Raw genomic sequence first — 23,698 nt, 5'->3', positions numbered from 1 at the left:
GGAAATCTCGTTCAGGGTTAGCCAAAGAACTTCTTGCCAGTCTTGGCCATTTCACGCAGCTTCTCGGTCGGGTGATACAGCGGACCCAGATCTGCGTACTTGTCTGCCAGCTCGACGAACTTGTCTACACCCATGTCGTCGATGTAACGCAGGGCGCCACCACGGAACGGCGGGAAGCCGATACCGAAGATCAGACCCATATCAGCGTCAGCGGCAGCCTCAACAATGCCGTCTTCCAGGCAGCGAACGGTTTCCAGGCACAGCGGGATCATCATACGAGCAATGATGTCTTCCTCGTCGAAGTCCTTCTGGCCCTGAACGACCGGCTCGATCAGCTTGTAGGTATCTTCGTCTACAACCTTCTTCTTCTTGCCTTTGCGGTCGAGTTCGTACTTGTAGAAGCCTTTGTCGTTCTTCTGACCGTAACGGTCATTCTCGAACATGACATCGATGGCGCTCTTGTTCTCGTCCTTCATGCGGTCCGGGAACCCTTCAGCCATCACTTCGTTGGCGTGCTTGGCAGTGTCCATTCCGACAACGTCGAGCAGGTAGGCAGGGCCCATCGGCCAGCCAAACTTCTCCATAACCTTGTCGATCTTCTGGAAATCGGCGCCGTCGCGAACCAGGCCAGCAAAGCCACCAAAGTACGGGAACAGTACACGGTTAACCAGGAAGCCCGGGCAGTCGTTAACAACGATCGGAGTCTTGCCCATGGCCTTGGCGTAAGCAACGGTGGTCGCAATCGCGCGATCACTGGTCTTCTCGCCACGGATAACCTCAACCAGCGGCATCATGTGTACCGGGTTGAAGAAGTGCATGCCACAGAAATTTTCCGGACGCTTCAGGTTCTTGGCCAGAAGGTTGATGGAAATTGTGGAGGTGTTGGACGTCAGGATGGCGTCTTCACGAACCTGATCTTCGGTTTCGCGCAGAACGATGTCCTTGACCTTCGGGTTCTCAACAACTGCTTCGACCACCAGATCGACGTTCTTGAAATCGCCGTAGTTCAGGGTCGGAGTGATGCTGTTCAGAACGTCGGCCATCTTGTCTGCATTCATCTTGCCACGGCTTACGCGCTTGGTCAGCAGACTCTTGGCTTCGTTCAGACCCAGGTCGATACCGGCCTGAGCGATGTCCTTCATGATGATCGGAGTGCCTTTCAGGGCAGACTGGTAGGCTACGCCACCACCCATGATGCCCGCACCCAGAACGGCCGCCAGCTTAACTTCGCCAGCTTCCTTCTCCCATGCCTTGGCCTTCTTCTTCAGCTCCTGATCGTTCAGGAACAGGCCAACCAGGCAGGCAGCGACGTTGGTTTTGGCCATCTTGGCGAAGCCTTTGGCTTCCACTTCGATCGCCTTGTCACGAGTCAGGCCGGCATGCTTCTGCATGACCTTGATCGCTTCAACCGGTGCCGGGTAGTTCTTGCCAGCTTTGCCAGCAACAAAGGCCTTGGAGATCTCGAATGCCATCATGCTTTCCATGGCGTTCAGTTTGATCTTGCCTTTCTTCTCTTCGCGACGAGCCAGGTTGTCCAGCTTGCCTTCGTTGCACTGATTGATGATGGCAACCGCAGCGTCGACCAGCTTGTCGTTCGCAACAACAGCGTCAACAGCGCCAACTTTCAGAGCGGCATCGGCACGGTTTTCAGTGCCACCACAGATCCACTCAACGGCGTTGTCCACACCAACCAGACGGGACAGACGCACGGTTCCACCGAAGCCCGGGAAGATGCCCAGCTTGACTTCCGGCAGACCCACTTTGGCCTTGCTGTCCATAACGCGGTAGTCAGTCGCCAGACACATTTCAAAACCGCCACCCAGAGCCATGCCATTGATGGCAGTAACGGTCGGGAACGGCAGGTCTTCAACGGCGTTGAATACTTCGTTGGCTTTCAGGTTGTTGGCTACCAGATCTTCTTCCGAACCTGCAAACAGGTCGGTGAACTCTGTAATGTCCGCGCCAACAATGAAGCTATCTTTGGAACTGGTAATCACCAGGCCCTTCAGGTTCTTCTGCGCCTTCAAGGCGTCAGTAGCGGCACCCAGCTCTTCAATAGTGAGACGGTTGAACTTATTGACTGACTCGCCCTGCAAGTCAAAGTTCAACTGAGCGATCCCGCCTTCGATCTCTTTAACCGTGATGGCTTTACCTTCGTAAATCATCAACTGATCTCCAGTCTGTGTTTGGAACTGCTTCCAGCAAGGCGATTCAAGATGTACCGCCCGCTGTTTGTGCAGCGAGATATTGGTCACTGCCCGATCAACCGATTCAAAAATTCATACAGTCGTTTGAATCGTGAGGGGACACGATGGAAAAAAACCGTGCGTTTGTCAATTTGTTTCTGGACAAGGCCCGCAAAATCACTCGAAAAGATTAGCCCGCTAACCATCAACACTTATCCAGACTTTGCTTGTTTTTCAAACTATTAATGATAGCTTCTTACAAAGCGCTCAAAGTTGGCGATGTACCCACAAAAATTCGTTACATTTAAACTGGGTCACACCAAGAAAAGCGCTTGATCAGCCCGCGAAGTTACTTTAAGTTCGGGCTCAGGAGCCATCCAGGGACCCGTTATTACTTCAGAGTAAAATGTGAGGTAGCGGCAGGAACTTATCCATCTACAAGAATAAAATCGAATAAAAACGGAGATTGATCCGATGAAAGACCTTCAGATTAAGGCCAAGGCACTTTTTACGGCCTTTGCCCTTCTGCTCACCCTAACTTTCCCGGTTAAAGCTGACGAAGCCGCGGACTTCCTCAGCAGCCTTCACGAGTTCCGTGTCAGCAACTTCGTAGCCCTTGATGCCTTTTACCGTTTCTCAAGTGACGGCGACACCGAAGCACTGAACGAAATTGTCTCGGCGATCAACACAGCAAACTCTTCAATGAGCACCGTCGCCGCCAGCACCGCACAGGTATTGGAAGCTACGGATATCGAGACACTGAACCAGGCGTTCGACAAGTTCAAAAACCTCGTCCGACTTAATATCAATGAAGTGCGTCAAAGCGGGTATCCCGACCTTCAGCTGGTATCCGAAATGGCTGATCAGGCACTGTCATTGAACGGCAAAGCCTCCGAACTCTACGCACTGGCTCTGGAAAGCAGCCTGGTTTCAACGGACGAGCGAGTCGAGGCAGCACGACGCGCCTCAGTGACCATGGCGCAGATGATGGCGAAGTACTCCGTTCGCTCCAATATGGCGGCATCCCAGACATTCCAGGGCAGTAGCGATGAAACCCCTCTCGATGAAAAGGCCCGCGAGTTTGAAGCCCTTTTGAGTCAGCTGAGCTCAGGCCCCAAGGATGCCTCGCTCAATGCAGCCCTGGAAGGAATCAAGTCCAAGTGGCTGTTTATCAAGGGCTCTTACATCAACTACAACGAAAACAACGTGTCCTTCGTTATCGACCGCTACTCCAAGGGCATTCTTGAAGACCTGGCCGCGACGATCGACCTGCTCCAGCAGAGCGCCTGACCCAATAATCAAGGCCCGACCACCATCGGGCCTTTCCTTTTCAAAAGATGTTGATTCCCGTCAGTGACCTATCCTGTTTTCTGTCTTACAGTTAAGCGATAGAGCCTCACCCTACAGGCATAACCAGCAAGGAGTTTGTGATGTCGAGTTACAAAAAGGTTCTGGCCGCCATCGACCTGACCGAAGAAGCACCGCAAGTAATCAACAAAGCCGCCGATATTGCCAAGGTTCATGGCGCCGAGCTTATTCTGGTGCACGTAGTTGAGCCCGTTGGTTACGCTTATGGCGGAGATATCCCAATGGACCTTACCGAGCTCCAGGATCAGCTTGACGCTGCCGCCAAGGAGCAACTGGCAAACTACGGCAACACGCACGGTGTCACTGCCGACAACCAGATTGTTGCGGTAGGTCGCCCCGAGTCTGAAATTCACCGGCTTCAGGAAGACCGCAATGCGGATTTGATTGTTGTTGGAAGTCATGGCCGCAGCGGGATTCAGCTGCTTCTGGGATCAACAGCTAATGGTGTCCTGCACGGCGCCAAGTGCGATGTACTCGCTGTCCGTATCAGCTGAGCGAATCTACGGTCGGACAGAAGAACCCAAAGGGCGCGCTTAGAGCGCCCTTTGTTCGTCCTGCATACGCGCCTCAAGCTTGCGCAACTGGCTTTCAAGGGAAACGCTGACACTGGAAGCCATTGAGAAGAAATTGAGCAACGCCTTGAGGTTGCTATCCCCTTCACAAACGGAGTGAATCCGCTGCCACAACGCCTGGTTAACCAACTGTAAGCGCTTATTCCGCTCCACCAGCCCCTTAAGTGCCCAGTCCGGCTCTCTGCCGTGCCGCATTTCAAAGTACTGCTGCAGCAAATGATCCGAAACGCTGCGCATAATAAATTCTTCTGACGATGCAAACGGCAGGTGGTGTACCGCCATCGACTTAAGCTCAGACAACACCGGACACCCGCTTTTTGCCATTTTAAGACCCAACAGGGACCTCAGAGCCTCTTCCAACGGCGCTTTCTTAGCGTAGCTGCGGTGCTCATCCACCACCGCCACATCGACATACTGGTATGCATCTTCTGCCTGAAAGGCTTCCACTACCGGCAACATGGCAACTGCCGCCGGACAGTCAGGGGTATCACCTGACTTCAACGGGCAGTTCGAGCACTGACAATACTCCAGGCGCGTCCACTTCGGTAACGCCGCCCTTTTCGGCTCAGGAGCCTCGTCAATGACCTTGAAATCAATCCGCCGACCGTTCTCAAGCTTGAATTCATAACCAATGTTCATGGGTTTCCTAGTTCTTCCAGTTCCATCCACCGTTCAATCGTGGACTCAAGACGATGTTCAGTTTCCGCCAGCAATTCAAGCACCTCCGCCACTTCTGGCTGGGGACGTGCATAGAAATCTGGGGCGGAAATCTCCTCCTGGAGAGCGGCAACCGAGTTTTCCAATTCACTGATCTTGCCTGGCAACTGCTCCAACTCAAGCTTCAGCTTATAACTAAGCTTTGCTGGCTTTGACTTGGCCACGGGTGTTGGCTTGACCGGCTTTTCAACCTCGGCTTTCGGAGCAAGCTGGCGCTTGTCGTCTTCCAATTCACTACTGAATCGCCCGCCCTGGCGGCGCCAATCGCTATAGCCGCCAACGAATTCTCTGACCACCCCAGTACCGTCAAGCGCAAGGGTGTCAGCCACCACATTATCCAGAAATTCGCGGTCATGACTGATAACCAGTACCGTCCCCGAGAATTCAACTAACTGGGCCTCTAGTAATTCGAGTGTTTCGACATCCAGGTCGTTGGTCGGTTCGTCGAGAACCAATATGTTTGCTGGCTTGCTGAACAGTTTTGCCAGCAACAGCCTCGCCCGCTCACCTCCGGAAAACACACTGACCGGAGACCTTGCACGCTCCGGACTGAACAGAAACTCCTGCAGGTATCCGAGAACGTGCTTTTGCTGGCCGTTGATTTCAATATACTCCCGTCCTTCGGACAGGTTATCCAACGCATTCTTTGAAAGATCCAACTCACCCCGGAGCTGGTCAAAGTACGCCACCTCCCGATTGGTACCCAGGCGAATCACCCCTTCGGTCGGCTGCAACTCTCCCAACAACAGGCGAACCAACGTGGTTTTTCCAGTACCGTTTTCACCAATCAGGCCAATCTTGTCTCCGCGCATGATGGTCAGATCCATGTCGCGAATTACGCTCTTGCCATCCGGATAGCTAAAGCCAGCCCCCTTGCTCTCTACCACCAGCTTTCCAGACCTGGCCGCATCTTCAACAATGAACGTGGCATTACCTCCCCTGTCGCGGCGCTGACGGCGCTCCTCCCTCATCGCTTTCAGGGCCCGAACGCGCCCCATGTTCCGGGTTCGCCTGGCCTTGATGCCCTGGCGAATCCAGGCTTCTTCCTGCTTCAAGCGCTTGTCGAACAGGGCATTCTGGCGCTCCTCTTCTTCCAGGGCCTTTTCCTTCAGCTCAAGGTAGCGATCATACGTTGCCGCAAAGCTAACGAGTTGCCCCCGGTCAAGTTCAACAATTCTGGTCGCCATTTTTCGAATAAACGCCCGGTCGTGGCTGACGAACAGGATCGCACCGCGGAATTGGGAAAGGGCCTCCTCAAGCCAGGCAATCGCCGGCACATCAAGGTGGTTGGTCGGCTCATCAAGCGTCAAGACATCAGGCTCAGACACCAGAGCCCTTGCCAGCAACACCCGCCGCTGCCAGCCGCCTGACAGGGTATTGAGGCGAGCTTCCGGGTCGACCTGGTACTGCTTGAGGATGGCATTCACCTTTTGATCCAGGCGCCAGCCATCAAGGGCTTCCAGCCGCTCCTGAACCGTGGTCAGCCGATCAAGACTCTTTTCATCCACCTGCTGGGAGAGCGCATGAAATTCCGCCAGCAATTCGCCGGCCTCACGGAAGGCACCGGACACCACCTCATAGGCCGTCCGCTCATCACCGGTTGGCAGGTTCTGAGGCAGGACCGCAAGATTTGCCCCACTCTCAAGTTTGACCTTGCCGCCATCCGGAGTAACCACTCCACTGACGATCTTGAGCAAGGTCGATTTTCCTTCACCGTTGCGCCCCAACAGGCACACCCGCTCACCAGCCTCAACCGTCAACGAGGCCCCATCCAACAGCGGGTGCATTCCATAAGCGAGGGATATCTCGTCCAGCATCAACAACGGCATACAGCGGTACTCCTTAAACGAATGAAACCGGGTCGCCAACGGCAATTTGCCCCGGGCTCCCATTATGTATGGCATTCATGCCAAACATCACCCCATCCGGGGTTCGACGAAAACGCCCCAACGTACGGAGGGGCTCAAGGTTGGCAGATTTTACTCCACGCTCGGGATCCACCGTAGTCATGACACAGCGGGAGCAAGGCTTGACCAGCCGGAACGGCACCTGACCAACTGCCAGCTCCACCCAGCCATCCTCCTGCCACGGCGTTTCGCCAGACACCACGATATTGGGGCGAAAATGACGAATATCGACCGGGGTATCCAGCTTTTGATTCAGATCATCCAACGAGGCCTGATTTACGATCAAAAATGGGAAGCCATCAGCAAACCCGACTCGACGCTCTTCAAATACCCGCTGGGTATCAACGCGGCGAACGGTTGAGTCCGGCATGTATACAAACCGGACTTCCTCGCCAAGATAATCACTAACCAGCCGGGACGCACCTTCTTCAGCTTCCCTGGCCAGAACCCAATCGTTCCAGACCCTCACGCGAATCTCTTGTCCCCCAGGAAAAAGCCTTTCGCCAGCGCCACCCCCGGGCACGCTCACCGACAAAAGCCCACCATCACTGATCGCCAGATCAATCAATGCCAACGCTGGGTGAGTTCTTTGCGTCACAAAGCTGTTACTGGCATCGACCAGCATCCACCGTCGATCCGATTCGGGCCCAAAATCATCAAGCTTCATAACGTCAACAGGGACACCCCGAAGAGATTTAACCGGATAGATAAAAAGAGACACGACCTGCATGGCATCAACTCCTTTTGAACGTGAAGAGCAACACTGCCTGGGGAAACAATCGAGGATATACCGAAGAGGATTCCGCGCGAAGCGGATACGCTCCCGGAAACGAAAAAACCCAGCCTATTGGCTGGGTTTTTTCTGGAATCTGGAGCGGGAAACGAGATTCGAACTCGCGACCCCAACCTTGGCAAGGTTGTGCTCTACCAACTGAGCTATTCCCGCATTTTTTGTAGCTCTGGCCTCTTAAGAAAGGCTCATTGCGACAACGGATGCGGATTATACGGAGCACTTTTCAGTTGTGCAACACCTCCGCAACATTTTTTTAAAATTTTATGATCGCCCCCGCCCAGGACAGCTTTCCGGGCACTGGGGCAGCCCCATTACAAAGCCCAACATACGCTCAACACTCTCTGACAAACCCTGCGCACCCGATTCATCATGATAGAGCAACCCGTCGTACCCAAGACCAAGGCCAAAGTTGACCAAGGTATAGGCATCCTGCCTCGGGAAAGTTGAATCCACCCGCTCAAGCAGCCGTTCAAGTCCCGACACCCAAGTGGCATGGTATTGGCGAGCCAGCTTGGACAGCTCCGGATCCCTCAGCGCCTCCATAAGAAATACGTGCTCCGCCAATACTGCCTCACGACGCTGACTCAACTGCTCTGAAAAATAGGCTGAGACGATGCTGGCCAAGCGCCGGACCAGCGCCTCACGACCGGTGCCGCCGCGCGCCATAGACTCCTGTGGCGCGCCGTCCAGCACCAGATTAATCATGGCATAGAAGCGATCTGCGGCTTCCTGGGATTTTTCCGCAAACAGGATGAACGCGTCATTAATGAGCTCATCAATATCCTTGAAGTAATACGTCGTCGATGCCAAAGGCACTCCTGCCTCCTTGGCTACCGACCGGTGCTTGATGGCACGGATACCATCTTTAACCGCAATCCTCAGGGTTCCTTCAAGAATCTGGAGACGGCGCTGCTCACTTTTCGCCCGGTAGGCTTTCCGGCCACTGTATTGAACCGACGGTGATCCATCTTCGGATTCCCACTGATCCAGGCAATCAGTGCCGTCGTCGTTCTTTACGTGCGTCATTTCTCGTACTCGCGATCGTATCTCTGTAACAGAGAGTTAATTATGCCGCTCCCCAGAACAAAAAACAGTCACCCTGTTTCCAAAGGACAAAGTAGGTCACCTTTTTTCACAGACCTACTGACCAAATGTCCGCGCTCCGCCGCTCAGATAAACAACTTCTTCTTCCGTAGCCTTCCGCCCCAGCACTTTATTGCGATGAGGAAAACGCCCAAAGCGGCGAATAATGTCACGGTGCCCCCTGGCAGACTCAAAAAAACCTTCCAGTAGCGGTGCAAGCGAATCTCTGCCACTGGCCGCCAACTGCTGATACAGATCGACCGCCAATTCCTGGTCCGCTAACCGTTCAGAGTGCTGGAGTGGCATATAGAAGAACCCCCGCTGAACCAGCGGAAGTCCAGTATCCGCCCCTTCCTTCAAGCCCTCATGGCACAACCGAAGACACACCTTGTCATTTGAAAACGCCAGCGCACTCCCGCGATAGATGTTGCGAGAGAACTGGTCAAGCAGGAGCATTTCCGCCAACCGCCCCCTTGCGGTTGTCCGCCAGTGCCGAAGACCATCTTCTGAGGCAACCAACACCAGTGAAAGGAAGCGGCGCCGGATCTCCTGGTCAAACGAGCGGCTTGAACGAAACCAACGCTCACGGTGGAAGGTGTCTGGAATGCCCTCGTCGTCCAAATCACCAAACCAGAAATACAGCACCTCCGGCCAATCCAGCATGTCACCTCCTGTTGGTTAACACCCAACTCAATGAGCATTCAAATCCTGGGAGCTGTTAGACTGTACTCAATCAACAGCAACGATGGAGCTCCCATGGCCTCCCGCACAAAAACCCTGCTGCTTGCCCATGGCAGCAGCGACGAGAACTGGCGGCGCACATTTGAATCCCTTGCAGCCCCAACCCTGGCGTCTGTACCAGATTCAACCATTACCTACATGGAACTGTGCCAGCCTTCCCTTCAGCAGAGCATTGCCGAAGGGACAGCAAAGGGCTACAGCCAATTCATTGTTGTGCCCCTGTTCCTGGCCGCCGGCCGACACCTGCGCGTAGATGTCCCGAAAATGATTCAGTCGCTTGAAACAGAGTACGGGGTTACTATTACCCTAACACCCCCTATCGGAGAAAATCCGCATTTGGGAGTGGCAATCAAAGCCGTTGTAGAGGACACCTTGGAGGCCTGAGATGGCTAAAACGGCTCTTATCACTGGCGGCACAGGATTCATTGGCGAGAAGCTGTGCCGGGTATTGCATAAAAACGGATACCACCTGACCGTCTTGAGCCGGCAACCCCCCGAGGTCGTCAAAACCCTCTGTGGTCCGGTCACCCCCCTGTCCTCATTCACCGAACTGGCCGGACACCAAGGCTTTAACGCCGTATTCAATCTCGCAGGTGAAGGGATTGCCGACAAACGCTGGAGCACTTCACGCAAACGCGCTATCCGGGACAGCCGCGTAGCTCTGACCGAACAACTGGTTAACAGCATCGAAAGCTGGTCATCGCCGCCTGATGTCCTGGTTTCCGGTTCAGCGGTTGGGTATTACGGAGACCAGGGAAGCCACCAGGTGACCGAGCGCACAACGCCTCATGATGAATTTACCCACCAGCTATGCCGCGACTGGGAGCAACAGGCGACATCACTCAGCAATCAGGGCGTTCGCGTTTGCGTTTCACGAACCGGCCTTGTTATTGGCCCGGCCGGCGGCTTTCTTGAACGGATGGTACTGCCATTTCGCCTCGGCCTCGGGGGGCGCCTCGGAAGTGGGCAGCAGTTCATGCCCTGGGTTCACCGCAACGACGTGGTCAATGCCATGCTATGGATGGCCGAAGACACGCGCGCTACCGGTGCCTATAACGTTGTAAGCCCAGCACCGGTGACCAACGCCGAATTTACCCGGACTCTCGGGCAGTTGCTCTCCCGCCCTACATTTATGGCAACACCAGCTGTTGCCCTGAAAATTGCACTGAGTGAGATGTCCCGTCTTCTATTAACGGGCCAGAAAGCCTATCCGGAGCGCCTTCTTGAAAGCGGTTTCACCTTCGAGTTTACCGAACTTGAGCCGGCCCTTCGCAATGCGCTGCGGCTATAGCCCAGTCCATATGGGAATCAGCCGATAGCGAGACCGCCGGCACACATCACACCCGCCAGCCGTGCTAGCCTTTCGCGTTAGCGACCGTTGAATCCAGAAGAACCACTTAATGCCGAAACCACGTCTCCTCATTGCTGCTGGCGTCTCCCTGATGCTCAGCCACCAAGTTTGGGCGGAACTCCCAGCGGGTCGGCAGAGCTTTGAGTCCTGCACCCTCATCACCAGCGAATACCTGACCGCCATCCAATTACTGGGGCGAGGCTTTACCACGGACATACTCCTGCAAACCCTACCCGACCTGAGCCCCGAGTCAGCAGAAAGGGTCAAGGCCCTTGGAGAGCTGATAGAAAGAAACGGGCTAGAGCAGACGTACGCCCAGATAAATGCCGAATACGTGAACTGCGCGACGTCTGTTTACCAGGAACACGGCCTGCCACGCCAAGGCAGCCGAGAGGCGCACTTTCATTTCTGCGCGGGTGAGAACAAGGTTCGATTTGAGATTCTGCAAGCCGCCATCCTGGAGGCACCGCAGGCTGAGGTCCGACGCCAGCTAGCCCCGCTGCACCAACCCGTTGTCGAAACCCTTTACGAGCTTAAGGCGTCTGAGGGCATAACCGCTGTTTACGATGGGCTGGCCAGTGAGCTGAAGCGCTGTGTAAACGGCACATTTTAGCTCTGATGCGTTTTTTTGAAAAAACTGTTTGACAGAGGGAACGCTCTTACCTAATATACGCGCCACCTCGACGAGGCAAGGTTTTGAAAACGATGCGTCCCCTTCGTCTAGTGGCCTAGGACTCCGCCCTTTCACGGCGGCAACAGGGGTTCGAACCCCCTAGGGGACGCCAATTTTCACGACCGATCAGTGATACCGCTACGCCGGCTTGCCCGGTGTGCGCGTTTCACGATCACCCGCCTTCGGCTTCCGACGTTTCATGTCGTAAGCGACAAAAGCACCTACCCCCCCAAAGAATCCCAGAATCAAAAGCACGGTTAAAATACCTGCAACGACAACAGTATCCATATACATAGTGATCACCCTCTAGCAATTGGGGAATAGTCTGAAACTGTGTTTAGGTTACGCCCACCCGCCCCCTAAGCTATTGATCTAGATCAACCCTGAGCTGCCCTTTTCTGTTAACTCGATCCGTAAAAAAACCTAATTTGATACGGAAGTTGCATACCAACGCTGCTATAGTTCGTGAGATAGCGCTTGCAAGAGCTTCCAAAGCTTGGCCGAGCGACTCCAGACACAAAATAACTAGGGCATCCCAGAGTAGTTCCGGGGCTCCCAGACAATCCTTCTCAAAGGATGGCTTTAGTCAACGGCATGCATAAACTCGCGAGTCGCTTGCAACAGTTCCGATCCGGTTCTCCCCTGTCGTTCCGGTTGTTGGCGTATATCCTTCTGTTCAGCTCTGCTTTTACCCTGCTCGCGTCAGGCTTCCAGATCTACAGCGATTTTCGCAAAGGCATCAGTGCCATTGAGGAACGGATGCTGGTTGTGGAAACCAGCTACGCCAGCAGTTTGTCACGCAGCTTGTGGGCTCTGGACCAGAAACTCCTTGAAATACAGATGGAAGGCATTCTAAGCCTGCCGGACATTGTCCAGCTGCGGCTCAGCATTGCGCCGAATTCCGAGATCGTCATGGGCGACGTTCCCAATGACGTCGAGACCCGCGTGCATACCTTCGAGCTTGTTCACAACGGCGAGGAAAGTTTCAAACTTGGCGAGATGACCATCACCGCCAGTCTGGACCAGATCTACACCAACGTGCAGCAGACTGTGGTGGTCGTGCTGACCACACAGTTTCTCAAAACCTTCTTTGTGTCGATCCTGATCGTCTGGATATTTCAGTATTTTGTAACGCGCCACCTTTCGTCCATGGCTAACTATGCCCGCGAGTTTTCCCTGAGCAACCTGGACCAGCCTCTTACTCTTGATCGCCCGGATACCGACCTTAACCGGATCGATGAGCTGTCACAGGTTACAGAAGCGATAAACCAGATGCGCGAACGACTGCGGGATGACCTCCAGAAGCAGTCGCTTGATGCGGCAAAGATCAACAAACTTTCGAAAGCCATCCAGCAAAGCCCCTCGTCGGTCATCATCTGCGACCGTCAGTGGCGCATTGAGTTTGTTAACCAGAAGTTCACCCAGCTAACGGGCTACGATGCCGAAAGCATGATTGGCAAACACCCCGGGATGCTCACTGAGGACCCTTTCCTGCAGCGGGAAAACCGTCAGCTGTGGCAAGCAATACAGCTGCAGGTACAGCGTGTCGGCGTCTGGCAGGGAGAATCAAACAGCGTTCGAAAGAATGGGGAACGCTTCTGGGAACAGCTCATCGTCACGCCGATCAAAGACTCTGACAGCCATGTGACGAATTACCTGATCCTTGGCGAAGACATAAGCATCCGCAAGCGATACGAGCAACAGCTCCTGCGCCAGGCCAACTACGACATCCTGACCGGTCTACCCAATCGCATGCTGGCGCTTGATCGACTTAAATTGGCGCTGGCCCAGGCCCAGCGTGAAAGCTCGCTGGTCGGGGTTATGTTCCTTGACCTCGACAACTTCAAACACATCAATGACACCATGGGGCACGATGCCGGTGACAGTCTGTTGATCGAGGCTGCCCGCCGTATCTCCAGCGCGCTTCGCGGCACCAGTACCGTTGCAAGACTCGGGGGCGATGAGTTTCTGGTGGTGCTACCGGGCCTTCAGGGCGACGACGCAGCGGCACAGGTGGCCGAGCGAATACTGCAAACGTTTGCCCCACCCTTCAACCTGAATCATCAGGAAGTGTTCGTTTCCACCAGCATCGGTATCGCCATCTATCCGACCGACTCTGACAACAGTGGCACCCTCCTCCAACACGCCGACGCGGCGATGTATCAGGCCAAGAACAAGGGCAAGAGTGCCTATGAACGTTTCGCCCCCGAAATGAAAGAAGTATCGCACGAACGACTGCAAATAGAGTCTCGGATGCGGCGCGCACTGGAGCTGAACGAATTCGAGCTCTACTACCAGCCCATTGTTGAAACCAGCAGTGGCAAGATCTGCGGTGCAGAAGCCCTGCTGCGATGGAACAACCCAACCATGGGTATGGTGATGCCGGACAAGTTCATTCCGCTGGCGGAAGAGACCGGCCTGATCATTCCTATTGGTGAATGGGTTCTGAACCAGGCCTGCCGTTCGGCGGTTCGCTGGGAGCAGGCCAGCGGGCTTAAGCACGGTATTTCTGTCAATGTATCGCCACGGCAATTCCGCGACCCCGGTTTTGTCGATGCCGTCATGCACGCGCTTCAGAGCTCCGGCCTCCCTGCCCACAGGCTGGAACTTGAGATTACCGAGCGCCTGATCCTCGACAACAGCATTGAGACCTCTGAGATTCTAAGTCGTCTGGACCGGGAAGGCGTCCGTCTGTCTGTAGATGACTTCGGTACCGGTTACTCCGCCCTCAGCTACCTGAAAAGCTACCCCTTCGACACTCTCAAGATCGACAAGTCCTTTGTGCAGGATGTGAATGCAAAGCAGGAAGACGCGTCACTGGTGAGGGCAATCATCAATATGGCCCACAGCCTTGGGCTCAAGGTGATTGCTGAAGGGGTCGAAGATGAAGCTCAGACCGACTTCCTCAACGAGGAACACTGCGATTACTCTCAAGGCTACTACTACAGCCGCCCCATGCCCGAACTGGACTACGAAGACTGGCTTCGAACCAGCCAACGGGCCCAGGTATAACCCTCCGATTCACCTTAGGCTCACTTCATGGATGACCCGATTCTTGTCGTCAATTGCGGCAGCTCTTCGCTGAAAATTGCGCTATTTACCTGTCAGGACGAGCGCCTGATCAACATACTCGCCGAGAATCTCAGCACGCCAACCGCGCGAATCCGGATATCCGGCGAATCCGGCTCAACCCCGGTTTCTGGTGGCGGCTCCCACTACGAGGCGCTGAACGAGATCATCGGCCTGCTGCGACAGCGAGGGCTTATTGCCGACGCCCCCGCCGCCATCGGTCACCGAGTGGTTCATGGTGGCGAAACCTTCAAGGAGCCCTCACTGATCGACGCCCAGGTTCTGGATGCCATTCGCTCTTGCTCAGCACTGGCCCCCCTGCATAACCCGGTCAATCTGGTAGGGATTGAAGCGGCTCAGCAGCTGTTTCCCGGCACCCCTCAGGTCGCCGTATTCGACACTGCCTTCCACCAGACTCTTCCCGAGCACGCCTACTGGTACGGCGTACCCCAGCGGTATTATCGGGACTGGGGCGTGCGCAGGTATGGCTTTCACGGCACCAGTCACCAGTTTATGGCAGAAGAGGCAGCCAGGCTGCTTGGCAAGCCAGTTAGTGAAACCTCGCTCATTTCCGCGCACCTGGGTAATGGCTGCAGCATCACCGCCATTCGCGACGGCAAGAGCACTGACACCAGCATGGGACTGACCCCACTTGAGGGGCTGGTCATGGGTACCCGAAGTGGCGATGTTGATCCCGGCCTGTTCGACTTCCTCTCCAAGAAGGGGCTGGCCATAGAAGAGATTAATCGGGTACTGAACCGTGAAAGCGGCCTCCTCGGCCTCTCTGGCGAAACCAACGACATGCGCACCCTTGCACAGCTGGCCGAAGAAGGCCACGCCGGTGCCAGGCTTGCCATTGAGGTGTTCTGTTTCAGACTGGCCCGCTACATTGGCGCCATGACAGCCTCCCTCAGCAGCCTTGATGCCCTGGTATTTACCGGAGGCATTGGCGAAAACAGCGCCCTGGTCCGACATAAGACCCTGGCCCACCTCTCATTACTGGGGCTGACGCTGGATGAAGAGCGTAACCGTGGTAACGGTCGTCTTAGTGAGTGCCGTATTGAAGGCAACGCCAGCCGTTACCCTGTGCTTGTCATCCCCACCAATGAGGAGCTGGTTATTGCCCGGGCCGCGGTGACTCACGGACTACAGAACCCAACATGACGTTTGTCATTTCCCCAAATTACACTCAGGACAAAACGCTTAGATAAGGACGTTTTATCATGGCAAAAAACCTTTTCATTGCACCCACAACCCTCGAATGCGGACTGACGTCTGTATGCCTGGGTCTTTACCGGGCGCTGGATCGAGTCGGCGTGAGGGTTGGCTTCTACAAGCCTTTTAGCCAGCGGCTCGGCGATCAGATTCCATCAATTCCGAACGACAAGGATGCCTCGGTTGAGTTTATCCGTGCCCGCACAGACCTGAATCCACCCGACCCAATTGACCTCAAACGGGCGCAGAAACTGCTTAATCAGGGCAAATCTGACCTGCTGATGGAAGAAGTCGTCGGGCACTACCAGCAGGTGGCAAAAGCGGCTGATGTGGTGGTTATTGAAGGCCTGGTTCCTGACCGCAGTGAGGCCTATATCGCCCGGCTAAATGTTGAGGTCGCCCGCAACCTCGGCGCCGATGTCATTTTGGTGAGCGCGCCAAGAGACACCTCCCCTGCCGACCTTGACGACGACCTGGACTTCTCTGCCCGGCTTTTCGCTTCCCCCAGCGATCCTGACGTCATTGGCGTCATCCTGAACAAGCTCGGGGCACCCCGCGAATCCGGACTGTCTTCCCAGGTGTATGAAACACCGGCTTTGCCTGTACCCGATTATGGCAAGGAATGTGTGGTCTTCGCGCAGAATCGCTTCCGCCTGCTGGGGCAGATTCCCTGGCTCCCAGAGCTCCTTGCCCCCAGAATGTCCGATGTCGCGCGCGAGCTGAAGGCCGATGTTCTCAATGAGGGACAGATGGACAGCCGGCGGGTCCACCGGGTGATTGTCTGCGCACAGACCGTACGTAATATCATCGATACACTAAAGCCAGGCACCCTGGTCGTCACCCCGGGCGATCGCGAAGATATCGTCCTTGCTGCCTGCGTCGCGGCACTGAACGGCGTGCCACTGGCAGGCCTTTTGCTGACGGGTGGCCTACCCCTCGATGAAAGAGTACTCGGGTTGTGCCGGCAATCCCTCGATACCGGCCTCCCCCTTCTGAGCACCACCACCAACACCCTGGCCACAGCCCAGCGTCTGGCAACACTGTCGTCAGCCATCCCGACCGACGATGCCGAACGCCTGGAACAGGCTATGGAATTGGTGGCCAGTGAACTCGACACTGAATGGCTGCAACAACACCTGAGCATCCAGCGTAAACGGCGCCTGTCACCGCCGGCCTTCCGCTACCAGCTCTCCGAGCGGGCTCGGGCTGCCAACAAGCGCATCGTCCTGCCTGAAGGCAATGAACCGCGCACCGTACAGGCTGCCATCATCTGCCACCAACGGGGACTCGCCCGCTGTGTGTTGATCGGCGAACGCCACGACATTACCTCTGTTGCAGCCGCCCAAGGCATGACATTGCCGGAGGGGCTGGAGATTATTGACCCGGCCGACGTACGCGACCGCTACATCGACCCGATGGTCAACCTTCGTCGCCACAAAGGCCTGGCACCGGATATGGCGGAAGCCATGCTGGAAGACAATGTGGTACTTGGCACCATGATGGTGGCCATGGATGAAGCCGACGGCTTGGTATCTGGCGCCGTGCACACCACCGCCAACACCGTTCGCCCGGCGCTCCAGCTGATCAAAACACACGAACAGGCCAAGATTGTCTCGTCGGTGTTTTTCATGCTGTTGCCGGAGCAGGTACTGGTTTATGGAGACTGTGCCATCAACCCAGACCCAAATGCCGAACAGCTGGCGGATATCGCCATCCAGAGCGCCGAATCCGCGATGGCGTTTGGAATTGACCCGGTGATCGCCATGATCAGCTACAGTACCGGAGAGTCCGGCAGTGGCCATGACGTCGACAAGGTTCGTGAAGCAACCCGCATTGCCCGCGAGCAACGGCCAGACCTGCTGATCGACGGTCCCCTGCAATACGACGCCGCTGCCATTGCCAGCGTTGGGAAAAGCAAAGCGCCGAACAGCCCGGTTGCCGGCAAAGCGACGGTCTTTGTGTTCCCGGATCTCAACACCGGCAACACCACCTACAAAGCCGTCCAGCGTAGTGCCAATGTGGTCAGTATCGGCCCAATGCTGCAGGGCTTGAGAAAGCCCGTCAATGACCTCTCACGCGGAGCCTTGGTCGAAGATATCGTCTTTACGATTGCCCTGACAGCAGTCCAGGCGAAGCAGGTGGAAGACGCCGGGGAGTAACATCCCCGGCCATTCAGGAAGGACGCTGGTATTCCGAAGGAATACTAGCGTTTTTTACTCTTCATTCGTGTTTTCTTGGGACGGCGACCCTGGCGCTGGTCATTGTCCTGCTTGACCTTTTGCCGGGGTGTCAGACGGTTCACCTTACCGGCAAACGGGTTCTCTCCACTCTTGAATTCGAAGCGGATCGGCGTGCCGGTGACCTTAAGCACACGCCGGAAGGTGTTCTCCAGGTACCGCTTGTACGAACCTGGCAACGAGTCGGTCTGATTACCGTGAACCACAATAATCGGCGGGTTTGAGCCACCCTGGTGGGCGTATCGAAGCTTGATTCTGCGCCCCTGGACCATCGGTGGTTGGTGTTGGGAAGTAGCGTCTTGCAAAATCGCCGTCAACCGGTTGGTCTGCCACTTCGCCATCGCCGATTCATAGCACTTTCCAACCGAATCGTACATGACACCGACGCCGGAGCCATGAAGTGCGGAAATGTAGTGCTTATCCGCGTAATCCAGGAAATCGAGCCGACGCTGAACCTGTTCCTTGACCCGCGCCCGGTCTTCCTGGTCCATGCCGTCCCATTTGTTAACGGCAATGATCAGCGAGCGCCCGGCATCCAGCACGAAACCGATAAGGTGAAGGTCCTGATCCACCAGCCCTTCACGGGCATCAATCACCAGAATCACCACATGGGCATCTTCAATGGCCTGCAGCGTCTTGATGATGGAGAACTTCTCAACCGCTTCGTGGACGTTCTTACGCCGACGCACACCCGCTGTGTCAATCAGGGTGTATTCCTCGCCCTGGCGTTCGTAGGGGATGTAAACACTATCCCGGGTCGTACCCGGCATGTCGTAGACCACCACCCTCTCCTCGCCCAGCATTCTGTTCACGAGGGTTGATTTCCCAACGTTGGGACGCCCGACGATTCCAATGCGGATGCCGGGATATCGACTGGCCGCATCCGCCTCAGCGCCCTCCTCAACGGGAGGAATCAGCACTTCGAGCATGGATCGAATACCACGGTTGTGGGCGGCAGCGATCAAGAAGACAGAGTCAAACCCCAGACTATAAAAGTCAGCCGCGGCAAGATCCGGGTCCTGGCCATCGGTCTTGTTGACCACCAGATGCGCGGACTTCCCCATGCGCCGAAGGTGGTCGGCGATCATCTCGTCACCGGCCGTCAGTCCGGCACGCCCGTCCACCAGGAACAGGACGATGGTGGCTTCTTCAACCGCCTGCAGCGATTGCCGAGCCATTTCAAGATCGATGCCCTCCTCGTCCCCAGTGAGGCCGCCGGTATCGATGACGATGAAGCGTTGCTCTTCGTATACGCCTTCGCCATATTTACGGTCACGGGTCAGGCCCGGAAAGTCCGCTACCAGAGCATCCCGGGACCGGGTCATCTGGTTGAAAAGCGTTGATTTACCAACGTTGGGGCGACCAACCAGGGCAATTACAGGGGTCATAATCGTTCGTTTTCCAGATAGGCTGTGCCGGTGTTCAAACACCAGCTGGAGGCGCTCAGTCGCGCTGCTCCAGTTCAAAGAGAGTTAGCTTACCGCTATTACCATAGACCAATACCCGATCGCCAATCCTCTGCATGGGCACAAGAAGGCCTTCGTCATCAAATTCCACCTGCCCCTGGAACGAACCGTCCTCCAGGGAAAGAACATGAATATAGCCTTCGTAATCGCCTACCAAAAGGTAGTCTCCCAGAGCAACCGGTTGGGTGACCTGACGCCATCCCAGCTGGTCCTGAGTCCAAAGCTCGCTACGGGTATTACCGTCGTAGGCAACGATGTGGCCATTCGCCTCGGCGGTGAAAATTTTACCGCTGGCAACCTCCGGCGTACGCAAACTGGACGTTGGCCTGCTCCAGATTTCCTGACCGGTACGAAGCTCAACCAGCGCGAGCTTGCCCTGGTAACCGGTCACCAACGCAACGCCCTCCAGGATCAACGGTTCACTGGTGACGTCCACCAGCCGTTCAAGCTCCGTCCGTCCCTGGGGTTCACCAACCGTGTACTGCCATAGTGGCTGGCCAGTGCGGGAATCCAGAGCAAACAGTCGTCCGTTGGCAAAGGACACCAGAGTCATTTCACGGCCGACCAGTGGCGCTGCGGTTGCCCTCAACGTCAACACAGGAACGACACCGTCGTACTGCCAGCGTTTTTCACCCGTCGCGGTGTCAAATGCCAACACCTTGCCGTCGGTGGTCTGGGCCACAACGACCTGACCATTGGATCTCGGCGTGGCAATGGTTTCGTTCGGCAGGGCCACCTGCCAAAGTTCCTCGCCGTTCTCCGGATCAAGCGCCATCAGCTTCGCATCGCCACTGACCAGATAGAGGTGACCTGAGTCCCCTCCTACGCCGGCCAGTACCTGGGTCTCGAGATTCTTTGTCCAGACAAAGGTGCCATGCTCAGCGTCAACGGCAATCAGCTGGCCATCCGTCGAAACCACAAAGATAGTCTCGCCAGAATTCAGTGGAGACAGCTGCAAAAACTGTTCGTCAAAACCTTCACCGATGGATGCGTTCCAAACAGGTTCGAGTTCGACACTCGATACCACGTCGGGCACAGGCAGCGGCTCTTCAAACGAGTCGCTTGAGCTGCAACCCCCAAGTACCGAAGCTGCCATGCCCGCAAGGAACAGGCGACGAAGGTTGAGGGGCATCAGGAATCCTCCCCAACGCCCAGGTCAGCCAGTTTAAGGTTCAGAACGCCGTTACGGGTGCTCAGGCTTTCTTCACGCGCGGTGATATACGCCGCTACAGCCGCGTCTTTGTCGCCCTTAGCCAGCAGGATATCGCCTTCGAGCTCTGCCAGCAGGCCTTTGAAACTACCCGGCTCAACTGCTCCACGTACTGTCGCCAGGGCTGAATCCAGTTCACCACCCGCCAGCTGAGCACGTGCCAGACGGCTTCGGATGATCAGCTCAAGGGCTTTCTGCTTGTCAGCACGAGCGTGGGCCCATTGCAGGGATTCAATCGCCGCCGCAGCGTCTTCCTGCTCGGTCAGTTGAACCTGTGCTTCCATCAGCGTTCCGTAAACGGCGTAGGCACTGTCTCCATACTCACCACGCAGCTGATCAGCGACGTAGCCGATGGTATCAACACGTCCTTCAGCGGTTTGATCTGAGTAGGCTGCCAGCAGGTTGGCAAACTCGGCGGCGGCAGCGCTTTGCTGCTCGGCCTGGTTTTTCTGCCACGCCTGCCAACCAAACACGATCGCCAATGCAGCACCGATACCGATCAACAGAGAACTGCCGTTATTCTTCCACCAGTTCTTGATCGCCTGTATCTGTTCCTCTTCGGTACGCAACTCGGCCATGTTTTCTCCCGTTCTCTTTCAATTGTTGTAGGTTGTTACTACGCCGGAATTAACGATCCAGCACCTTGTTCAGCACTTCCAGCAGGTCAGCCTGTGCCACGTCTTGCTGAGGGTCGTCTGACCGCAGGGGCTTAACGCCGACCGTACCCGCTTCAATTTCGTTGTCGCCAAGCAACAGGGCAACACTGGCCCCACTGCGGTCGGCTTTCTTCATCTGGCTCTTGAAGCTGCCACCACCACAGTGAGTGACCACAACACAACCAGGGACACCGGATCTGATGCGTTCACCAAGAGCCTGGGCGGCCGCGATGGCCTGATCGCCCATAGCCGTGACATAGACGTCAGCATCGCCGTTCACCGAGTCCGGTACCAGTCCCAGCGTCTCCAGCAACAGGATGAGCCGCTCCAGCCCCATGGCAAAGCCAACCGCAACCGTCGGCTTGCCACCGAGCTGCTCCACCAGGCCGTCGTAGCGGCCACCGGCACACACAGTGCCTTGGGCGCCCAGACTTTCCGTAACCCACTCAAAGACGGTCTTGCCGTAGTAATCCAGACCACGAACCAGCCTTGGGTTCACGGTGTAGACAACCCCAGCCGCATCCAACAAACCACGCAGGCCGGCAAAATGCTCCCGGGACTCCTCATCAAGGTAGTCATCGAGGGTTGGCGCGCCTTCCAGGATCGCCTGGGTTTCCGGGCTCTTGCTGTCGAGGATCCGCAGAGGATTGGTCTCCAGACGACGCTGGCTGTCGCTGTCGAGCTGATCCCGGAAATCAGACAGATAGGCCACTAGCGCTTCGCGATAGCGCTTGCGGGACTCCGAGGTACCGATGGTGTTGATTTCCAGGCGGGTGTGCTCGGTCAGCCCCAGCGCCTGCCACAGCCGCGCAGTCAGGATCAGCAGCTCCGCATCGATATCCGGGCCGTCCATGCCAAAGCACTCAACGCCAATCTGGTGAAACTGGCGATAGCGGCCTTTTTGCGGACGCTCATGACGGAACATCGGACCCATGTACCAGAGCCGACGGGTCTGGTTAAACAACAGACCGTGTTCTTCCGCCGCGCGAACACACCCGGCGGTACCTTCAGGACGCAGGGTCAGACTGTCGCCATTGCGGTCCTCAAAGGTGTACATTTCTTTTTCAACGATATCGGTCACTTCACCGATAGAACGCTTGAACAGATCAGTTTGCTCAACCACCGGCATACGAATTTCCTGGTAGCCGTAGCTGCGCAATACCTCTCTGACCTTACCTTCAACAAACTGCCAAACCGGCGTTTGCTCCGGCAGGATGTCATTCATCCCGCGAATAGCCTGAATCTTTGCCAAGGGAAAACCTTATTCTGTGTATTCAAAAAAATCGGCGCACGCCCAGAAGCTGGCCTGCTGCTTACCCTTCTGAGCGGGCAATAATGGACTCTTCCTGTTCCTGCTTACGGGCGACCTGTTCACGAATCAGTCGCTCCAGATCATCAGTCAGTGTTGCGTTATCGAGCTTCTGGTTCGGACTCCCACCGACATAAAACAGGTTCTTCGGGCTCCCGCCGGTCAGCCCGACATCGGCCTCCTTGGCTTCGCCCGGGCCGTTAACCACACAACCAATGATGGCAACATCCAGGGCTGTATTGACGTCCTCGAGCCGTGCTTCCAGATCATTCATGGTCTGGATCACATCAAAGTTTTGACGCGAACAACTTGGGCAGGCAATGAAGTTGATTCCACGGCTACGCAGACGCAGACTCTTGAGGATGTCGTACCCCACTTTAATTTCCTGAACCGGATCCGCCGCCAGGGAAACCCGGATGGTGTCACCAATGCCATCCATCAGCAGCATACCCAGGCCAATCGCGGATTTTACCGTTCCTGAGCGGAAGCCACCGGCCTCGGTAATCCCCAGGTGCAGCGGCTGGTCGATCTGGGATGCAATTTTGCGGTAAGCCGCCACGGTCATAAACACTTCCGAGGCTTTCAGGCTCACTTTGTAATTCTGGAAATCGTGCCGGTCGAGGATATCGATATGGCGCATGGCCGACTCGACCAGGGCGTCCGGCGTCGGTTCACCATATTTTTTCTGGAGGTCTTTCTCCAGGGAACCGGCATTCACACCGATCCGGATCGGAATATTTTTGTCCCGAGCGGCACTGATCACAGCGCTGACACGGTCTTCACGACCAATGTTGCCGGGGTTAATCCGCAGGCAGTCAACACCAAGCTCCGCCACCCGGAGTGCGATCCGGTAGTCGAAATGAATGTCAGCTACGAGAGGAACCGAGACCTGGGAGCGAATCTGCCCGAACGCGTCGGCCGCCTCCATCGTCGGTACTGATACCCTCACGATATCAGCCCCTGCATCCTGAATGGCCCGAATCTGGTTTACGGTAGCCTCTACGTCACAGGTGTTGGTGTTGGTCATGCTCTGCACCGCGATGGGCGCATCCCCGCCGACCGGTACATTGCCCACCATGATTTGACGCGACACGCGCCGCTTGATCGGAGATTCCTGTTTCATATTTGGCTAACCAGAAAGGCTC

20 protein-coding genes and 2 tRNA genes are annotated in these 23,698 nt (G+C 55.9%); 9 read left to right on the top strand and 13 right to left on the bottom strand.

Features of this window, described 5'->3' with window-relative positions:
- Positions 1-17: 17 nt before the first annotated feature.
- On the bottom strand, positions 18-2,165 hold the full coding sequence (gene fadB / locus BMZ67_RS09265; protein WP_092021844.1) for a fatty acid oxidation complex subunit alpha FadB: 2,148 nt from the start codon (positions 2,163-2,165) through the stop codon (positions 18-20).
- A gap of 495 nt (positions 2,166-2,660) precedes the next feature.
- Here fadB and BMZ67_RS09260 point away from each other — a divergent pair, with 495 nt between their 5' ends.
- The gene (locus BMZ67_RS09260) at positions 2,661-3,476 is read left to right on the top strand and encodes a hypothetical protein (protein WP_092021842.1); all 816 of its coding nucleotides are present in this window, start codon (positions 2,661-2,663) and stop codon (positions 3,474-3,476) included.
- A gap of 140 nt (positions 3,477-3,616) precedes the next feature.
- On the top strand, positions 3,617-4,048 hold the full coding sequence (locus BMZ67_RS09255; protein ID WP_092021840.1) for a universal stress protein: 432 nt from the start codon (positions 3,617-3,619) through the stop codon (positions 4,046-4,048).
- A gap of 39 nt (positions 4,049-4,087) precedes the next feature.
- On the opposite strand, the gene BMZ67_RS09250 is transcribed toward BMZ67_RS09255, so the two are convergent.
- From BMZ67_RS09250 to BMZ67_RS09225, 6 genes are all read right to left on the bottom strand, one after another.
- Positions 4,088-4,765 carry a DUF6901 family protein gene (locus BMZ67_RS09250; RefSeq protein WP_092021838.1) on the bottom strand — a complete coding sequence of 226 codons (678 nt, stop codon included), beginning with the start codon at positions 4,763-4,765 and terminating at the stop codon, positions 4,088-4,090.
- Positions 4,762-6,672, bottom strand: coding sequence for an ATP-binding cassette domain-containing protein (locus tag BMZ67_RS09245; protein ID WP_092021836.1), 1,911 nt, complete (start codon positions 6,670-6,672; stop codon positions 4,762-4,764). Before BMZ67_RS09245 ends, BMZ67_RS09250 begins: the two co-directional genes overlap by 4 nt.
- A gap of 13 nt (positions 6,673-6,685) precedes the next feature.
- Positions 6,686-7,480: an MOSC domain-containing protein gene (locus BMZ67_RS09240; RefSeq protein ID WP_092021834.1), complete on the bottom strand. Its 795-nt coding sequence runs from the start codon at positions 7,478-7,480 to the stop codon at positions 6,686-6,688.
- Between the two features lie 140 nt (positions 7,481-7,620).
- Positions 7,621-7,696: transfer RNA gene (locus BMZ67_RS09235), tRNA-Gly, on the bottom strand.
- Between the two features lie 108 nt (positions 7,697-7,804).
- The gene (locus BMZ67_RS09230; RefSeq protein ID WP_092021832.1) at positions 7,805-8,569 is read right to left on the bottom strand and encodes a TetR/AcrR family transcriptional regulator; all 765 of its coding nucleotides are present in this window, start codon (positions 8,567-8,569) and stop codon (positions 7,805-7,807) included.
- Between the two features lie 114 nt (positions 8,570-8,683).
- Positions 8,684-9,289 (bottom strand): DUF924 family protein, encoded by a 606-nt coding sequence (locus tag BMZ67_RS09225; RefSeq protein WP_092021830.1) that lies wholly within the window; start codon positions 9,287-9,289, stop codon positions 8,684-8,686.
- 93 nt (positions 9,290-9,382) lie between these two features.
- Between BMZ67_RS09225 and BMZ67_RS09220 the strand changes: the two genes are divergently transcribed.
- The 4 genes from BMZ67_RS09220 to BMZ67_RS09205 all read left to right on the top strand — a co-directional run bounded on the left by BMZ67_RS09220 (position 9,383) and on the right by BMZ67_RS09205 (position 11,503).
- A complete protein-coding gene (locus BMZ67_RS09220) occupies positions 9,383-9,751 on the top strand; it encodes a sirohydrochlorin chelatase (RefSeq protein WP_092021828.1) in 369 nt (122 codons plus the stop codon).
- A gap of 1 nt (position 9,752) precedes the next feature.
- Entirely contained in the window at positions 9,753-10,658 is a 906-nt protein-coding gene (locus tag BMZ67_RS09215) for a TIGR01777 family oxidoreductase (RefSeq protein WP_092021826.1), read from the top strand.
- Between the two features lie 109 nt (positions 10,659-10,767).
- Complete coding sequence (locus tag BMZ67_RS09210; RefSeq protein ID WP_092021823.1) at positions 10,768-11,331, top strand: hypothetical protein; 564 nt, start codon at positions 10,768-10,770, stop codon at positions 11,329-11,331.
- 96 nt (positions 11,332-11,427) lie between these two features.
- Positions 11,428-11,503, top strand: a tRNA-Glu gene (locus tag BMZ67_RS09205).
- Positions 11,504-11,529: 26 nt separating this feature from the next.
- On the opposite strand, the gene ccoM is transcribed toward BMZ67_RS09205, so the two are convergent.
- Positions 11,530-11,685: a cytochrome c oxidase subunit CcoM gene (gene ccoM, locus BMZ67_RS18595; RefSeq protein WP_175481876.1), complete on the bottom strand. Its 156-nt coding sequence runs from the start codon at positions 11,683-11,685 to the stop codon at positions 11,530-11,532.
- A gap of 300 nt (positions 11,686-11,985) precedes the next feature.
- Between ccoM and BMZ67_RS09200 the strand changes: the two genes are divergently transcribed.
- Genes BMZ67_RS09200 through pta form a run of 3 tightly spaced genes read left to right on the top strand, consistent with a single transcriptional unit; the run spans position 11,986 to position 17,834 of the window.
- Positions 11,986-14,403 (top strand): bifunctional diguanylate cyclase/phosphodiesterase, encoded by a 2,418-nt coding sequence (locus BMZ67_RS09200; protein WP_092021821.1) that lies wholly within the window; start codon positions 11,986-11,988, stop codon positions 14,401-14,403.
- A 27-nt stretch (positions 14,404-14,430) separates the two neighbouring features.
- Positions 14,431-15,624: an acetate/propionate family kinase gene (locus BMZ67_RS09195; protein WP_092021819.1), complete on the top strand. Its 1,194-nt coding sequence runs from the start codon at positions 14,431-14,433 to the stop codon at positions 15,622-15,624.
- 59 nt (positions 15,625-15,683) lie between these two features.
- Entirely contained in the window at positions 15,684-17,834 is a 2,151-nt protein-coding gene (gene pta / locus BMZ67_RS09190) for a phosphate acetyltransferase (RefSeq protein WP_092021818.1), read from the top strand.
- A 44-nt stretch (positions 17,835-17,878) separates the two neighbouring features.
- Here pta and der read toward each other — a convergent pair whose 3' ends face one another.
- The 5 genes from der to ispG form a co-directional block, all read right to left on the bottom strand.
- Positions 17,879-19,300, bottom strand: coding sequence for a ribosome biogenesis GTPase Der (gene der, locus BMZ67_RS09185; protein WP_092021816.1), 1,422 nt, complete (start codon positions 19,298-19,300; stop codon positions 17,879-17,881).
- A 55-nt stretch (positions 19,301-19,355) separates the two neighbouring features.
- On the bottom strand, positions 19,356-20,510 hold the full coding sequence (gene bamB, locus BMZ67_RS09180; RefSeq protein WP_092021814.1) for an outer membrane protein assembly factor BamB: 1,155 nt from the start codon (positions 20,508-20,510) through the stop codon (positions 19,356-19,358).
- Positions 20,510-21,166, bottom strand: coding sequence for a YfgM family protein (locus BMZ67_RS09175; protein ID WP_092021812.1), 657 nt, complete (start codon positions 21,164-21,166; stop codon positions 20,510-20,512). The genes bamB and BMZ67_RS09175 overlap by 1 nt, the downstream gene beginning before the upstream one ends.
- Before the next feature lie 49 nt (positions 21,167-21,215).
- Positions 21,216-22,496 (bottom strand): histidine--tRNA ligase, encoded by a 1,281-nt coding sequence (hisS, locus tag BMZ67_RS09170; protein ID WP_092021811.1) that lies wholly within the window; start codon positions 22,494-22,496, stop codon positions 21,216-21,218.
- Positions 22,497-22,557: 61 nt separating this feature from the next.
- Positions 22,558-23,676 (bottom strand): flavodoxin-dependent (E)-4-hydroxy-3-methylbut-2-enyl-diphosphate synthase, encoded by a 1,119-nt coding sequence (ispG, locus tag BMZ67_RS09165; protein ID WP_092021809.1) that lies wholly within the window; start codon positions 23,674-23,676, stop codon positions 22,558-22,560.
- Between the last annotated feature and the right edge of the window lie 22 nt (positions 23,677-23,698).

Origin of the sequence: Marinobacter zhejiangensis (assembly GCF_900114775.1) — a bacterium.
Taxonomy (GTDB): Bacteria; Pseudomonadota; Gammaproteobacteria; order Pseudomonadales; family Oleiphilaceae; genus Marinobacter; species Marinobacter zhejiangensis.
Note: the sequence above shows the minus strand (reverse complement) of the source record. Positions and strands in the feature narration are given on the sequence as shown.

What these genes read in the sequence shown, in the direction of transcription:
- fadB (WP_092021844.1), bottom strand. Translation starts at nt 2,165, where the DNA reads ATGATTTACGAAGGTAAAGCCATCACGGTTAAAGAGATCGAAGGCGGG.
- BMZ67_RS09260 (WP_092021842.1), top strand. Translation starts at nt 2,661, where the DNA reads ATGAAAGACCTTCAGATTAAGGCCAAGGCACTTTTTACGGCCTTTGCC.
- BMZ67_RS09255 (WP_092021840.1), top strand. Translation starts at nt 3,617, where the DNA reads ATGTCGAGTTACAAAAAGGTTCTGGCCGCCATCGACCTGACCGAAGAA.
- BMZ67_RS09250 (WP_092021838.1), bottom strand. Translation starts at nt 4,765, where the DNA reads ATGAACATTGGTTATGAATTCAAGCTTGAGAACGGTCGGCGGATTGAT.
- BMZ67_RS09245 (WP_092021836.1), bottom strand. Translation starts at nt 6,672, where the DNA reads ATGCCGTTGTTGATGCTGGACGAGATATCCCTCGCTTATGGAATGCAC.
- BMZ67_RS09240 (WP_092021834.1), bottom strand. Translation starts at nt 7,480, where the DNA reads ATGCAGGTCGTGTCTCTTTTTATCTATCCGGTTAAATCTCTTCGGGGT.
- BMZ67_RS09230 (WP_092021832.1), bottom strand. Translation starts at nt 8,569, where the DNA reads ATGACGCACGTAAAGAACGACGACGGCACTGATTGCCTGGATCAGTGG.
- BMZ67_RS09225 (WP_092021830.1), bottom strand. Translation starts at nt 9,289, where the DNA reads ATGCTGGATTGGCCGGAGGTGCTGTATTTCTGGTTTGGTGATTTGGAC.
- BMZ67_RS09220 (WP_092021828.1), top strand. Translation starts at nt 9,383, where the DNA reads ATGGCCTCCCGCACAAAAACCCTGCTGCTTGCCCATGGCAGCAGCGAC.
- BMZ67_RS09215 (WP_092021826.1), top strand. Translation starts at nt 9,753, where the DNA reads ATGGCTAAAACGGCTCTTATCACTGGCGGCACAGGATTCATTGGCGAG.
- BMZ67_RS09210 (WP_092021823.1), top strand. Translation starts at nt 10,768, where the DNA reads ATGCCGAAACCACGTCTCCTCATTGCTGCTGGCGTCTCCCTGATGCTC.
- ccoM (WP_175481876.1), bottom strand. Translation starts at nt 11,685, where the DNA reads ATGTATATGGATACTGTTGTCGTTGCAGGTATTTTAACCGTGCTTTTG.
- BMZ67_RS09200 (WP_092021821.1), top strand. Translation starts at nt 11,986, where the DNA reads ATGCATAAACTCGCGAGTCGCTTGCAACAGTTCCGATCCGGTTCTCCC.
- BMZ67_RS09195 (WP_092021819.1), top strand. Translation starts at nt 14,431, where the DNA reads ATGGATGACCCGATTCTTGTCGTCAATTGCGGCAGCTCTTCGCTGAAA.
- pta (WP_092021818.1), top strand. Translation starts at nt 15,684, where the DNA reads ATGGCAAAAAACCTTTTCATTGCACCCACAACCCTCGAATGCGGACTG.
- der (WP_092021816.1), bottom strand. Translation starts at nt 19,300, where the DNA reads ATGACCCCTGTAATTGCCCTGGTTGGTCGCCCCAACGTTGGTAAATCA.
- bamB (WP_092021814.1), bottom strand. Translation starts at nt 20,510, where the DNA reads ATGCCCCTCAACCTTCGTCGCCTGTTCCTTGCGGGCATGGCAGCTTCG.
- BMZ67_RS09175 (WP_092021812.1), bottom strand. Translation starts at nt 21,166, where the DNA reads ATGGCCGAGTTGCGTACCGAAGAGGAACAGATACAGGCGATCAAGAAC.
- ispG (WP_092021809.1), bottom strand. Translation starts at nt 23,676, where the DNA reads ATGAAACAGGAATCTCCGATCAAGCGGCGCGTGTCGCGTCAAATCATG.